Raw genomic sequence first — 12,662 nt, forward strand, 5'->3', positions numbered from 1 at the left:
GGCGAGCGCATGGAGAGTTTTATGTCAGTTTGCGCCCCGAACGCTGTCCTCTCGGTCAGCGGCATCGGCAAGACCTACGCCCAACCCGTCCTGACCGGCATTGATCTGACGCTGATGCGCGGTGAAGTGCTGGCGCTGACCGGCGAGAACGGCGCTGGCAAAAGCACGCTGTCGAAAATCATCGGCGGGCTGGTCACACCGACCACCGGCCAGATGCAATTTCAGGGGCAGGAATACCGCCCCGGCAGCCGCACCCAGGCCGAAGACCTGGGCATCCGCATGGTCATGCAAGAACTCAATCTGTTGCCGACCCTGTCGGTGGCGGAAAACCTGTTTCTCGACAATCTGCCCAGCAATGGCGGCTGGATCAGCCGCAAGCAACTGCGCAAAGCCGCGATCGAGGCCATGGCTCAGGTCGGGCTTGACGCGATCGACCCGGACACGCTGGTCGGCGAACTCGGCATCGGCCACCAACAAATGGTCGAGATCGCGCGCAACCTGATCGGCGATTGCCATGTGCTGATCCTCGACGAACCGACGGCGATGCTGACCGCCCGTGAAGTCGAGATGCTGTTCGAACAGATCACCCGCCTGCAAGCTCGGGGCGTGTCGATCATCTACATCTCCCACCGCCTCGAAGAACTGGCGCGAGTGGCTCAGCGCATTGCGGTGTTGCGTGACGGCAACCTGGTCTGCGTCGAGCCGATGGCCGATTACAACAGCGAGCAACTGGTCACGTTGATGGTCGGCCGTGAACTCGGCGAACACATCGACCTGGGGCCACGCAAGATTGGCGCTCCCGCCTTGACGGTCAAAGGGCTGACCCGCTCGGACAAAGTTCGCGATGTGTCCTTTGAAGTCCGCGCCGGCGAGATCTACGGGATTTCCGGATTGATCGGGGCTGGGCGCACCGAGTTGCTGCGCCTGATCTTCGGTGCCGACACGGCGGACAGCGGCACCGTCGCGCTGGGTTCGCCGGCCAGGGTGGTGAGCATCCGTTCGCCGGCCGATGCGGTCGGTCATGGCATCGCCCTGATCACCGAGGACCGCAAGGGCGAAGGCCTGCTGCTGACTCAATCGATCAGCGCCAACATCGCGCTGGGCAACATGCCGGTGATTTCCAGTGGCGGCATCGTCAACAACGCTGACGAAATGTCCCTGGCCCAACGTCAGATCGACGCCATGCGCATCCGCAGTTCGAGCCCGACGCAACTGGTCTCCGAGCTGTCAGGTGGCAACCAGCAGAAGGTCGTGATCGGACGTTGGCTGGAGCGTGACTGCTCGGTAATGCTGTTCGATGAGCCGACCCGTGGCATCGACGTGGGCGCCAAGTTCGACATCTATGCGCTGCTCGGTGAGCTGACCCGACAGGGCAAAGCGCTGGTGGTGGTGTCCAGCGATCTGCGTGAACTGATGCTGATCTGTGACCGGATCGGCGTGTTGTCGGCGGGGCGTCTGATCGACACCTTCGAGCGCGACAGCTGGACCCAGGATGATTTGCTTGCCGCCGCGTTCGCCGGCTACCAAAAACGTGATGCGTTGCTCAACGAAGCAGCGCCTAGGGATCTTCCATGAAAACTGCATCTTCTGCCGGCAAACGTAATGGCAATTTCTACGGCCTGGGCACCTATCTGGGCCTGGCCGGTGCCTTGCTGGCGATGGTTGCGCTGTTCTCGGTATTGAGCAGCCATTTCCTGTCTTACGACACTTTCAGCACCCTGGCCAACCAGATTCCCGATTTGATGGTGCTGGCGGTCGGCATGACGTTCGTGCTGATCATCGGCGGTATCGACCTGTCGGTCGGCTCGGTATTGGCGCTCGCGGCGTCGGCCGTCAGTGTGGCGATTCTCGGCTGGGGCTGGAGTGTCCTGCCTGCAGCGCTGCTCGGGATGGCGATCGCGGCATTGGCCGGGACGATTACCGGATCGATCACCGTGGCGTGGCGAATTCCATCGTTCATCGTGTCCCTCGGCGTGCTCGAAATGGCCCGTGGCGTGGCGTATCAGATGACCGGTTCGCGCACGGCTTACATCGGTGACGCCTTCGCCTGGCTGTCCAACCCGATTGCCTTCGGCATCTCGCCGTCGTTCATCATTGCCTTGCTGATCATCATCATTGCTCAGGCTGTGCTGACCCGCACTGTGTTCGGTCGCTACCTGATCGGCATCGGCACCAACGAAGAAGCGGTGCGTCTGGCCGGGATCAATCCAAAACCCTACAAGATCCTGGTATTCAGCCTGATGGGGCTGCTGGCCGGTATTGCTGCGCTGTTCCAGATTTCACGTCTGGAAGCGGCGGACCCGAATGCCGGCTCCGGATTGGAGCTGCAAGTGATCGCCGCGGTGGTGATCGGCGGCACCAGTCTGATGGGCGGCCGTGGTTCGGTGATCAGCACATTTTTTGGGGTCCTGATCATTTCCGTACTGGCGGCGGGTCTGGCGCAGATCGGCGCGACCGAGCCGACCAAACGTATCATCACCGGCGCGGTGATCGTGGTGGCGGTGGTGCTTGATACTTATCGCAGTCAGCGCGCAAGCCGGCGGACCTGAGTCATGGCAACGATCAAGGATGTAGCGGCGCTCGCGGGGATTTCCTACACCACGGTGTCCCATGTGGTGAACAAGACCCGGCCGGTCAGCGAAGAGGTGCGGATCAAAGTCGAGGCTGCGATCAAGACCTTGGACTACGTGCCGAGCGCAGTGGCCCGTTCATTGAAAGCCAAGACCACGGCGACCATCGGTTTGCTGGTGCCTAACAGCCTCAACCCGTACTTCGCCGAACTGGCGCGCGGCATCGAGGATTACTGCGAGCGTAACGGCTACTGCGTGATCCTATGCAACTCCGACGACAATCCGGACAAACAGCGCAGTTACCTGCGCGTGCTGCTGGAAAAGCGCATCGACGGGTTGATCGTAGCCTCGGCCGGTGGTGACGCGGGGCTGGCAGAAGGTCTCGCCGGCGTGCGCACGCCAATGGTCATCGTCGACCGTGGGCTGGAAGGTGTAAATGCCGACCTGGTGCGAATCGATCACGAATACGGCGCCTACCTGGCCACCCGTCATCTGCTTGAGCTGGGTCATCGGGACATCGCCACCATTGGCGGCCCGGCGGGTACCAGCGTGGCGCAGATGCGTCTGGCCGGTTATTGCCGAGCCTTGAAAGAGGCGGGGGTGGAAGTGCATCCCGAACGCATGCTTGAAAGTGACTTCACCAGCACGGGCGGTTACAACGCCGCCGCGATTCTGCTGGAAAAGAACCCGCCTAGCGCGATCTTCGCCGGTAACGACATGATCGGTATCGGTGTGTTGCGAGCGGCTGCCGAGCGCAATGTTCGTGTGCCGACCGAACTGTCGGTGATCGGCTTCGACGATATCCAGATGAGCCGTTATGTCTACCCGGCGCTGACCACCGTGGGCCAATCGATCCTGCAGCTCGGTGAGATGGCGGCCGAGGTTCTGTTGCGTCGGATCGCGTCACCCGCCATGGCCACCGATCAACGGATCGTGACGCCCAGTATTGTCCTGCGAGAATCGACTGCGCCGCTTGCCGGTGTGTTCGATGAATACCGCTGAAACCGAATTGACGAGTAGTGATGTATGCCAGCAAAAGTAGTGGTGATAGGCAGCCTGAACATGGACCTGGTGACCCGGGCTCCACGGTTGCCCCGTGGCGGTGAGACGCTGATCGGGCAGTCGTTCGCCACGGTTTCCGGCGGCAAGGGCGCTAACCAGGCGGTCGCCGCGGCGCGGCTGGGGGCGCAGGTGTCGATGGTCGGTTGTGTCGGCAGCGATGCTTACGGTGAAGAACTGCGCGGGGCCCTATTGGCCGAGCAGATCGACTGCCAGGCCGTCAGCACTGTCGAGGGCTCCAGCGGCGTGGCCTTGATTGTGGTCGATGACAACAGCCAGAACGCAATCGTGATCGTTGCCGGTGCCAACGGTGCGCTGACACCACAGGTTATCGACCGGTTCGATGCAGTGTTGCACGCGGCGGATGTGATTATTTGTCAGCTGGAAGTGCCGGATGCCACGGTGGGTCATGCCCTCAAGCGCGGCCATGAGCTGGGCAAAATCGTGATCCTCAACCCGGCGCCGGCCAGTCGTCCGCTGCCGGCGGATTGGTATGCGTCCATCGATTACCTGATTCCCAATGAAAGCGAGGCCTCGGCTCTGAGCGGTTTGCCGGTTGACTCCCTTGCGTCCGCCGAAACCGCCGCAACCCGTTTGATCGCGCTGGGCGCCAGTAAGGTCATCATCACCCTGGGTGCTCAAGGGTCAATGTTCGCCAACGGCACAGGTTTCGAACATTTCCCGGCACCGAAGGTGAAGGCTGTCGATACCACTGCGGCTGGCGACACCTTCGTCGGTGGATTCGCCGCTGCGCTGGCATCCGGTAAAACTGAAGCTGAAGCAATCCGTTTCGGTCAGGTCGCTGCGGCGCTTTCAGTCACTCGTGCCGGCGCGCAACCCTCGATTCCCACCTTGTCCGATGTACAGGCGTTCAAAGCACCATGAAAAAGACACCTTTGCTCAACGTCGCGCTGTCTCGATTGATCGCCTCCCTAGGCCACGGCGACATGGTTGTGATCGGCGATGCCGGCCTGCCCGTACCGCCGGGCGTTGAACTGATCGATCTGGCCTTGACCCAGGGTATTCCGGATTTCGTCAGCACTTTGAAGGTCGTGCTCAGCGAAATGCAGGTTGAGCACCATGTGCTGGCCCAGGAAATTCTGGACAAACAACCCCCCGCCTTGAGCTCGCTGGATGAGCTGAATGCCAAAGGCGCGCTGGGCCAGCGTGAGCTGCTCAGCCATGAGCAATTCAAAGTCCTCAGCCGACAGGCGCGAGCGATTGTTCGTACCGGCGAATGTGCGCCGTACTGCAACATCGTGCTGGTCTCGGGGGTGACGTTCTAACCCGCTGTACACAGATTTGTTCCCCCACGCACAAGGAGTGCGATATGCACCGCTATGCTCAGAAACTGCACCACCTGCTCCGGAGTCTGCTGCTTTTGTCCCTGATTACTGCAACGAGCGCCCAGGCGGCGGAAAAGATCGATTTGATCATCGACACTGATCCCGGTGCCGACGACGTCGTCGCCTTGCTGTTTGCGTTGGCATCGCCGGAAGAATTGAGTATCCGTGCGCTGACCACCGTCGCGGGCAACGTGCGTCTGGACAAGACTTCGCGCAATGCGCGACTGGCCCGTGAGTGGGCAGGGCGCGAGGAGGTGCCGGTCTACGCGGGCGCGCCGAAGCCGCTGATGCGTACGCCGATCTATGCCGAGAACATCCATGGCAAGGAGGGCCTGTCGGGCGTCACCGTGCACGAGCCGAAGAAAGGCCTGGCCGAAGGTAATGCGGTCAATTACCTGATCGACACCTTGAAGGCCGCCAAACCCCACAGCATCACCATCGCGATGCTCGGTCCACAGACCAACCTGGCCCTGGCGCTGATCCAGGAACCTGAAATCGTTCAGGGCATCAAGGAAGTGGTGATCATGGGGGGCGCGCATTTCAACGGCGGCAACATCACCCCAGTGGCCGAGTTCAACCTGTTCGCCGACCCGCAGGCTGCGGAAGTGGTGCTCAAAAGCGGCGTGAAGCTGACCTATCTGCCGCTGGACGTGACCCACAAGATTCTCACCAGCGACGCGCGCCTGAAGCAGATTGCCGCGCTTAACAACAATGCCGGCAAGATCGTAGGCGATATTCTCAATGAATACGTCAAGGGTGATATGGAGCACTACGGCATCCCGGGTGGCCCGGTGCACGACGCAACCGTCATCGCCTACCTGCTCAAGCCTGAATTGTTCACCGGTCGTTCGGTTAATGTGGTCGTTGATAGCCGCGAAGGCCCGACCTTCGGTCAAACCATCGTCGACTGGTATGACGGCCTGAAAGCGCCGAAGAACGCGTTCTGGGTTGAAAACGGCGATGCCCAGGGTTTCTTTGATCTGCTGACCCAGCGTCTGGCTCGTCTGAAGTAAGCTGCACACCCGCAGGTGCCAGCCTGCGGGTTTTACGCCCGCTCGTTCTCTGTCAGGCCCATATAGTCGGCGGGGTATTTCTCGAATATCTGTGCAATGAATTTCCTGGCTGCTTCGGTTCCCAGTTCCTTGACCAATAGATCGATGCCGATGATTGCGAACTCTTCCGGGCTACCCGGGCTGTAAGAGCTGTGACCCTGCGGCCACTTGACGGTGATGTTGGCGTCGATGCTTATGGTTGACATGATGGCGCTCGTGAAGTCGGGAAAGTCTGGGTATCGAGTTAACCATTTTGCGCGGCTTTTGACACTCCGACTTAGGCATGAGAAGAACGCTATGCGACACTTGGTCTTTGACGAATTTTCAAGGACCGCGCTGTGCAGATCGATTTGAACACACCCGACGGCTTGACCCTTGAGGCGGTGCGCCAGCTGCTGGCCTCTGCCAGTGACGATGAACACACGCAGCTGCGGGTGACCAAGGGCGGAATTGCCTACATTTCATCGGGCGTTGTAGGCGGCACCGATATCAGCGGGCTACTGTTTCGTCTGGAGACGTGGGCCAAGGGTTCCGGTTATGTAGGATTGGTCGCGGCCAGCGACGAGGTCTGGGTCATGCAGATCTTCAATGCGCTGAAAGAGAACTGGCCGAACCCGCTCTACGATTACATCGACGTCTATTGAAGGCCGTTCATATTCAGTCACGATTGAGTGATGAACGACAAGGCGCTGCTCAGGCAAACTCGCCGCTCGTGCGGTTCGAGGGCAGGGTGATGGCACTCACCTTGAAACCAAATGCCGGATTGGCGGTCGCAAGATCTCAGCTTAACTATTGGAAAAAAGGAGGCTTCATGCCTTGGAAGTTCGCATCATTGGGTACTTTGTTCGCCGTCACTCTGTTGGCTGGTTGCAGCAGCACGTCCTCTGAGTCGGCAGCAGACCCTGAAGCGACGACTGACACAGGTCACAGCCGTTGTGAGGCTAAGGCAGCCGAATTCGCCATCGGCAAAGCGGCTTCGCCCGCACTGCTGGAGCAGGCGCGTACCCGTGCAGGCGCACAGAACGCACGGTTCCTGTCGCCTAACGATATGGTGACGCTGGAATACCGCTCCGATCGCCTGAACCTGAACACCGATGCCAGCCGGATGGTTACCCGCGTCAACTGCGGCTGATCGCTTCAGGCTTTTGCTTCGCCCATAAAAAACCCCGTCACATGGACGGGGTTTTTTTAGTGCGGCTGAAAATTACTCAGCGCGGACTTGTGCAGCTTGCATACCCTTTTGGCCTTTCTCAGCCACGAAGGAAACGGTTTGGCCTTCTTTCAGGCTTTTGAAACCGTCGCTTTCGATAGCTTTGAAGTGTACGAACAGGTCGTCACCGCCACCTTGAGGAGTGATGAAGCCGAAGCCTTTTTCATCGTTGAACCATTTAACGGTGCCGGTTTGGCGATTAGACATGGTGTATCTCCAAGAAACATATATTTTCAGTAGTGCTGTGCTGCTCAGGCCAACTGGGCACACCGGGGTATCATAGTCGAAATGTTCGCTTTGGGAGCCCCCCGGACGTGCTGTTTGCCCTGCAGTCGCGTTCCGTTTGCTGCTTGATGTAGCTGAAGGCCCCGTTTTACAAGGCTTTCAGCCGAAAGTAAAGACGATAAAAAAACCTGTAAAACCTGCATAAATTGTACGAAAAAGCTCAAATGCAGCGCTTTTTATCAGCGATAAGCCGAGTCAAAAGGACTTTTTTGTCACTTTTTCGCCGGTACATTGGCCTTGCATTTGGCTATCTGACCCAGAGCTTTCTGCTGCAATTCCGGGCTGGCCTTATTGTCCATCAATGCCTGGATGTCACCCGCCGGATAAGACTTGATCGAATCAGCGCCGCAAGCGCAGTGAGACTTCGCTGCTGCAGCGCCGATCTGCGGAGTGGCCGCTTCTGTGCACTGAGCCATGTATTTCTCGCGCTCGCCCTTGGGCCAATCGGCATGGGCGGCCAGTGGCAGCAGCAAAACGATGGGGGCGACTACTGCGAACAAACGATTCAGACGCATGCTGGGATGCTCCTTGTGGGTCAATGTCTTGTTATCTGAGAGGGAAAGCAGGGTTCAAGTTCAGCACTCTGGCATAAATTGCATGATTTTCCCCGACACAAAGCCTCGTTGCATCGACGACCGTTCATCTGTGCTAGCATGCCTCGCTCGGGCTTTTGCAGGCTCCGGATGACCTTCAGTCCCGGTGGCGGCAACGGCGCGAATAACCCTGATTTGAATCCCAGTCACTCTGGTTCGGTTTTCCGGTTGGCCGCAAGGCTCCTGCCGCTGTAAGGCAGGCGTTCGTCATTGAATGGCCTGGATCGGATCTTGTACTGGCTCATCCCAACCCACGTGACCTTTGGTAGGGGTCACCACTAGGAGAGGAGGCGCCATGCCAACTATTACTCTTCCCGACGGCAGTCAACGTTCATTCGATCACCCGGTTTCCGTAGCCGAGGTCGCCGCATCCATTGGTGCAGGTCTGGCCAAGGCCACCGTGGCCGGCAAGGTCAATGGCAAGCTGGTCGACGCCAGCGACATCATCGACAGCGATTCCACGCTGCAAATCATTACGCCAAAGGATGAAGAGGGGCTGGAGATCATTCGCCACTCTTGCGCCCACCTGGTTGGCCACGCGGTCAAGCAGCTGTACCCGGCGGCCAAGATGGTCATCGGTCCGGTCATCGACGAAGGCTTCTATTACGACATCGCCTTTGAACGTCCTTTCACCCCGGACGACCTGGCCGCCATCGAACAGCGCATGCAGCAGCTGATCGAAAAAGATTACGACGTGATCAAGAAAGTCACTCCGCGAGCCGAAGTGATCGAAGTGTTCAAGGCCCGTGGCGAAGACTACAAGCTGCGCCTGGTCGAGGACATGCCGAACGAGCAGGCCATGGGCCTGTACTATCACGAAGAATACGTCGACATGTGCCGCGGTCCGCACGTGCCGAACACGCGTTTCCTGAAATCCTTCAAGCTGACCAAGTTGTCCGGCGCCTACTGGCGTGGCGATGCCAAGAACGAGCAGTTGCAGCGCGTTTACGGCACCGCGTGGGCAGACAAGAAGCAGCTGGCGGCTTACATTCAGCGCATCGAAGAAGCTGAAAAGCGCGATCACCGCAAGATCGGCAAGCGCCTGGGCTTGTTCCACACTCAGGAAGAGTCGCCGGGCATGGTTTTCTGGCACCCGAACGGCTGGACTCTGTATCAAGTGCTCGAGCAGTACATGCGCAAGGTTCAGCGCGACAACGGCTATCTGGAGATCAAGACTCCGCAGGTCGTTGACCGCAGTCTCTGGGAGAAATCCGGGCACTGGGCCAACTACGCCGACAACATGTTCACCACGCAGTCGGAAAACCGCGACTACGCGATCAAGCCGATGAACTGCCCTTGCCATGTGCAAGTGTTCAATCAGGGCCTGAAGAGCTACCGCGAGTTGCCGATGCGTCTGGCCGAATTCGGTGCTTGCCACCGTAACGAGCCATCGGGTGCACTGCACGGCATCATGCGTGTGCGTGCATTCACTCAGGACGACGCCCACATCTTCTGCACTGAAGAGCAGATGCAGGCCGAATCCGCCGCTTTCATCAAGCTGACCATGGACGTTTATGCCGACTTCGGCTTTAAAGACGTCGAAATGAAGCTGTCCACTCGTCCGGAAAAACGTGTTGGTTCCGACGAACTGTGGGATCGCGCCGAAGCTGCATTGGCTGCAGCCCTTGATAGCGCTGGCTTGCCGTATGATTTGCAGCCGGGCGAAGGTGCGTTCTACGGTCCGAAGATCGAGTTCTCGCTGAAAGATTGCCTCGGCCGTGTCTGGCAGTGTGGTACCCTTCAGCTCGATTTTAACCTGCCTGTCCGTCTGGGAGCCGAATACGTCTCCGAAGACAACAGTCGCAAGCACCCGGTAATGTTGCACCGGGCGATCCTCGGATCCTTCGAACGTTTCGTCGGAATCCTGATCGAGCACTACGAGGGTGCATTCCCTGCGTGGCTGGCTCCGACCCAGGCAGTGATCATGAATATCACTGACAAACAGGCCGATTTTGCCGCCGAGGTCGAAAAAACCCTCAACGAAAGCGGATTTCGTGCCAAGTCTGACTTGAGAAATGAAAAGATCGGCTTTAAAATCCGCGAGCATACTTTGCTCAAGGTTCCTTATCTCTTGGTTATCGGAGATCGGGAAGTCGAGATGCAGACTGTCGCTGTGCGTACTCGTGAAGGTGCTGACCTGGGCTCGATGCCCGTCGCCCAGTTCGCTGAGTTTCTCGCGCAAGCGGTTTCCCGGCGTGGTCGCCCAGATTCGGAGTAATTACTATTAAGCGTGAAATGAGACAAGATAAACGAGCTGCACCGAAAGCCCCGATCAACGAGAATATCTCGGCACGCGAGGTTCGGTTAATTGGGGCTGAAGGTGAACAGCTTGGGATTGTGTCAATTGAAGACGCGCTTCTTAAGGCTGAAGAGGCCAAACTGGATCTGGTGGAAATTTCCGCCGATGCAGTACCCCCTGTTTGCAAACTGATGGACTACGGCAAATCGATCTTCGAGAAGAAGAAGCAGGTTGCCGCAGCCAAGAAAAACCAGAAGCAGATTCAGGTTAAAGAAATCAAGTTTCGTCCAGGGACGGAGGAAGGGGATTACCAGGTAAAACTGCGCAACCTGGTACGTTTCCTGAGTGATGGGGACAGGGCCAAGGTATCCTTGCGATTCCGCGGCCGTGAGATGGCCCACCAGGAGCTGGGGATGGAACTCCTCAAGCGAGTTGAAGGTGACTTGCTCGAGTACGGTTCGGTCGAACAGCATCCTAAGATGGAAGGACGCCAACTGATCATGGTCATCGCCCCGAAAAAGAAGAAGTAATCAATAGGGCACGGCAGGCCTTCTGATTATGTTTATCAACTGAATGCGGAGTATCCGAACATGCCAAAAATGAAAACTAAAAGTGGTGCTGCTAAGCGGTTTCTGAAAACTGCTAACGGTATCAAGCACAAGCACGCTTTCAAGAGCCACATCCTGACTAAAATGTCGACCAAGCGTAAGCGTCAACTGCGCGGTAGCAGCTTGCTGGCACCGTGTGACGTGGCAAAAGTCGAGCGCATGCTGCGCCTTCGTTAATTTAGTCAAGAATAGAGGAAGTAACTCATGGCTCGTGTAAAGCGTGGCGTCATTGCCCGTAAACGTCACAAAAAAATTCTGAAACTTGCTAAAGGCTACTACGGCGCTCGCTCGCGCGTATTCCGTGTTGCCAAGCAAGCGGTAATCAAGGCAGGCCAATACGCCTACCGTGACCGTCGTCAGAAAAAACGTCAGTTCCGCGCTCTGTGGATCGCTCGTATCAACGCTGGTGCACGTATCAACGGTCTGTCCTACAGCCGTTTCATCGCCGGCCTGAAAAAAGCGTCCATCGAGATCGACCGTAAGGTTCTGGCTGATCTGGCAGTGAACGAAAAAGCGGCGTTTGCTGCGATTGTCGAGAAAGCTAAAGCCACCTTGGCTTAAGTACCCCCGACAGTCACCCGGCCTCACCTCTGTGAGGCCAGGTGTTAAACGTCATAAATAGGGGAAGAGCCTTCAAGCTCTTCCCCTATTTTGTATCTGGAGTCTGTACATGGAAAACCTGGACGCGCTCGTCTCTCAAGCACTAGAGGCTGTGCAAAGCGCTGAAGATATCAATGCCCTGGAGCAAATCCGGGTTCACTACCTTGGCAAGAAGGGTGAATTGACTCAGGTGATGAAGACCCTGGGGAATTTGCCGGCAGAAGAGCGTCCGCAAGTCGGCGCCCTGATCAACGTCGCCAAGGAGCGTGTCACAGAGGTTCTCAATGCCCGCAAGGCACTGTTTGAAGAGGCCGATCTGGCCGCCAAACTGTCTGCCGAGTCCATTGACGTGACCCTGCCTGGCCGCGGCCAGACCTCGGGTGGTCTGCATCCGGTTACTCGTACTCTGGAACGTATCGAACAGTTCTTCACCCACATTGGCTACGGCATCGCCGAAGGCCCTGAGGTCGAAGACGACTACCACAACTTTGAAGCGCTCAACATCCCAGGCCATCACCCGGCCCGGTCGATGCATGACACCTTCTATTTCAATGCCAACATGTTGCTGCGCACTCATACCTCGCCGGTACAGGTCCGCACCATGGAATCGAAACAACCGCCGATCCGCATCGTCTGCCCGGGCCGTGTGTACCGTAGCGACTCCGATATCACCCACTCGCCGATGTTCCATCAGGTCGAAGGCCTGCTGGTCGATCGCGACATCAACTTCGCCGACCTCAAAGGGACCATCGAAGAGTTCCTGCGCGTGTTCTTCGAAAAAGAACTGGCGGTGCGTTTCCGCCCTTCGTACTTCCCGTTCACCGAGCCGTCCGCTGAAGTCGACATGGAATGCGTGATGTGCAGCGGTAAAGGCTGCCGCGTCTGCAAACAGACTGGCTGGCTGGAAGTGATGGGCTGCGGGATGGTTCACCCGAACGTGCTGCGCATGTCCGGGATCGACCCGGAAGAGTTTTCGGGCTTTGCCTTCGGCATGGGCGTTGAGCGTCTGGCCATGCTGCGTTACGGCGTGAACGACTTGCGTCTGTTCTTCGACAACGACTTGCGGTTCCTCGCGCAATTTCGCTAGTCGTAACGAATTC

General features: G+C 57.9%; 16 protein-coding genes. 13 read left to right on the top strand and 3 right to left on the bottom strand.

Features of this window, described 5'->3' with window-relative positions; translation table 11 throughout:
- The first annotated feature begins 21 nt into the window (after positions 1–21).
- Genes ACA051_RS11590 through ACA051_RS11615 form a run of 6 tightly spaced genes read left to right on the top strand, consistent with a single transcriptional unit; the run spans position 22 to position 5,988 of the window.
- Positions 22–1,575 (top strand): sugar ABC transporter ATP-binding protein, encoded by a 1,554-nt coding sequence (locus ACA051_RS11590; protein WP_497309852.1) that lies wholly within the window; start codon positions 22–24, stop codon positions 1,573–1,575.
- Entirely contained in the window at positions 1,572–2,549 is a 978-nt protein-coding gene (locus ACA051_RS11595; protein WP_497309853.1) for an ABC transporter permease, read from the top strand. Before ACA051_RS11590 ends, ACA051_RS11595 begins: the two co-directional genes overlap by 4 nt.
- A gap of 3 nt (positions 2,550–2,552) precedes the next feature.
- Positions 2,553–3,572: a LacI family DNA-binding transcriptional regulator gene (locus ACA051_RS11600; RefSeq protein ID WP_497374842.1), complete on the top strand. Its 1,020-nt coding sequence runs from the start codon at positions 2,553–2,555 to the stop codon at positions 3,570–3,572.
- A 24-nt stretch (positions 3,573–3,596) separates the two neighbouring features.
- The gene (gene rbsK / locus ACA051_RS11605; protein ID WP_497374844.1) at positions 3,597–4,514 is read left to right on the top strand and encodes a ribokinase; all 918 of its coding nucleotides are present in this window, start codon (positions 3,597–3,599) and stop codon (positions 4,512–4,514) included.
- Entirely contained in the window at positions 4,511–4,915 is a 405-nt protein-coding gene (gene rbsD, locus ACA051_RS11610) for a D-ribose pyranase (protein WP_497309858.1), read from the top strand. Before rbsK ends, rbsD begins: the two co-directional genes overlap by 4 nt.
- Before the next feature lie 44 nt (positions 4,916–4,959).
- On the top strand, positions 4,960–5,988 hold the full coding sequence (locus tag ACA051_RS11615) for a nucleoside hydrolase (RefSeq protein WP_497374846.1): 1,029 nt from the start codon (positions 4,960–4,962) through the stop codon (positions 5,986–5,988).
- 32 nt (positions 5,989–6,020) lie between these two features.
- On the opposite strand, the gene ACA051_RS11620 is transcribed toward ACA051_RS11615, so the two are convergent.
- The gene (locus tag ACA051_RS11620; protein ID WP_094471650.1) at positions 6,021–6,233 is read right to left on the bottom strand and encodes a hypothetical protein; all 213 of its coding nucleotides are present in this window, start codon (positions 6,231–6,233) and stop codon (positions 6,021–6,023) included.
- A 132-nt stretch (positions 6,234–6,365) separates the two neighbouring features.
- Here ACA051_RS11620 and ACA051_RS11625 point away from each other — a divergent pair, with 132 nt between their 5' ends.
- Positions 6,366–6,671, top strand: a complete 306-nt coding sequence (locus ACA051_RS11625) for a hypothetical protein (protein WP_497309862.1) — start codon at positions 6,366–6,368, stop codon at positions 6,669–6,671.
- A 167-nt stretch (positions 6,672–6,838) separates the two neighbouring features.
- Positions 6,839–7,159 (top strand): I78 family peptidase inhibitor, encoded by a 321-nt coding sequence (locus ACA051_RS11630; RefSeq protein ID WP_497309864.1) that lies wholly within the window; start codon positions 6,839–6,841, stop codon positions 7,157–7,159.
- A 72-nt stretch (positions 7,160–7,231) separates the two neighbouring features.
- Here ACA051_RS11630 and ACA051_RS11635 read toward each other — a convergent pair whose 3' ends face one another.
- On the bottom strand, positions 7,232–7,444 hold the full coding sequence (locus ACA051_RS11635) for a cold-shock protein (RefSeq protein ID WP_007905882.1): 213 nt from the start codon (positions 7,442–7,444) through the stop codon (positions 7,232–7,234).
- A 290-nt stretch (positions 7,445–7,734) separates the two neighbouring features.
- Positions 7,735–8,037, bottom strand: coding sequence for a hypothetical protein (locus tag ACA051_RS11640; protein ID WP_497309866.1), 303 nt, complete (start codon positions 8,035–8,037; stop codon positions 7,735–7,737).
- 373 nt (positions 8,038–8,410) lie between these two features.
- Between ACA051_RS11640 and thrS the strand changes: the two genes are divergently transcribed.
- The 5 genes from thrS (at position 8,411) to pheS (ending at position 12,649) form a co-directional block, all read left to right on the top strand.
- Positions 8,411–10,333, top strand: coding sequence for a threonine--tRNA ligase (thrS, locus tag ACA051_RS11645; RefSeq protein WP_438661801.1), 1,923 nt, complete (start codon positions 8,411–8,413; stop codon positions 10,331–10,333).
- On the top strand, positions 10,333–10,884 hold the full coding sequence (gene infC / locus ACA051_RS11650) for a translation initiation factor IF-3 (RefSeq protein WP_176469887.1): 552 nt from the start codon (positions 10,333–10,335) through the stop codon (positions 10,882–10,884). Before thrS ends, infC begins: the two co-directional genes overlap by 1 nt.
- 60 nt (positions 10,885–10,944) lie before the next feature.
- The gene (rpmI, locus tag ACA051_RS11655; RefSeq protein WP_008145659.1) at positions 10,945–11,139 is read left to right on the top strand and encodes a 50S ribosomal protein L35; all 195 of its coding nucleotides are present in this window, start codon (positions 10,945–10,947) and stop codon (positions 11,137–11,139) included.
- 27 nt (positions 11,140–11,166) lie between these two features.
- Positions 11,167–11,523 carry a 50S ribosomal protein L20 gene (gene rplT, locus ACA051_RS11660; RefSeq protein WP_007905879.1) on the top strand — a complete coding sequence of 119 codons (357 nt, stop codon included), beginning with the start codon at positions 11,167–11,169 and terminating at the stop codon, positions 11,521–11,523.
- 109 nt (positions 11,524–11,632) lie between these two features.
- On the top strand, positions 11,633–12,649 hold the full coding sequence (gene pheS / locus ACA051_RS11665) for a phenylalanine--tRNA ligase subunit alpha (protein WP_007905876.1): 1,017 nt from the start codon (positions 11,633–11,635) through the stop codon (positions 12,647–12,649).
- The last annotated feature ends 13 nt before the right edge of the window (positions 12,650–12,662 follow it).

This window comes from Pseudomonas sp. LBUM1669, assembly GCF_059695705.1.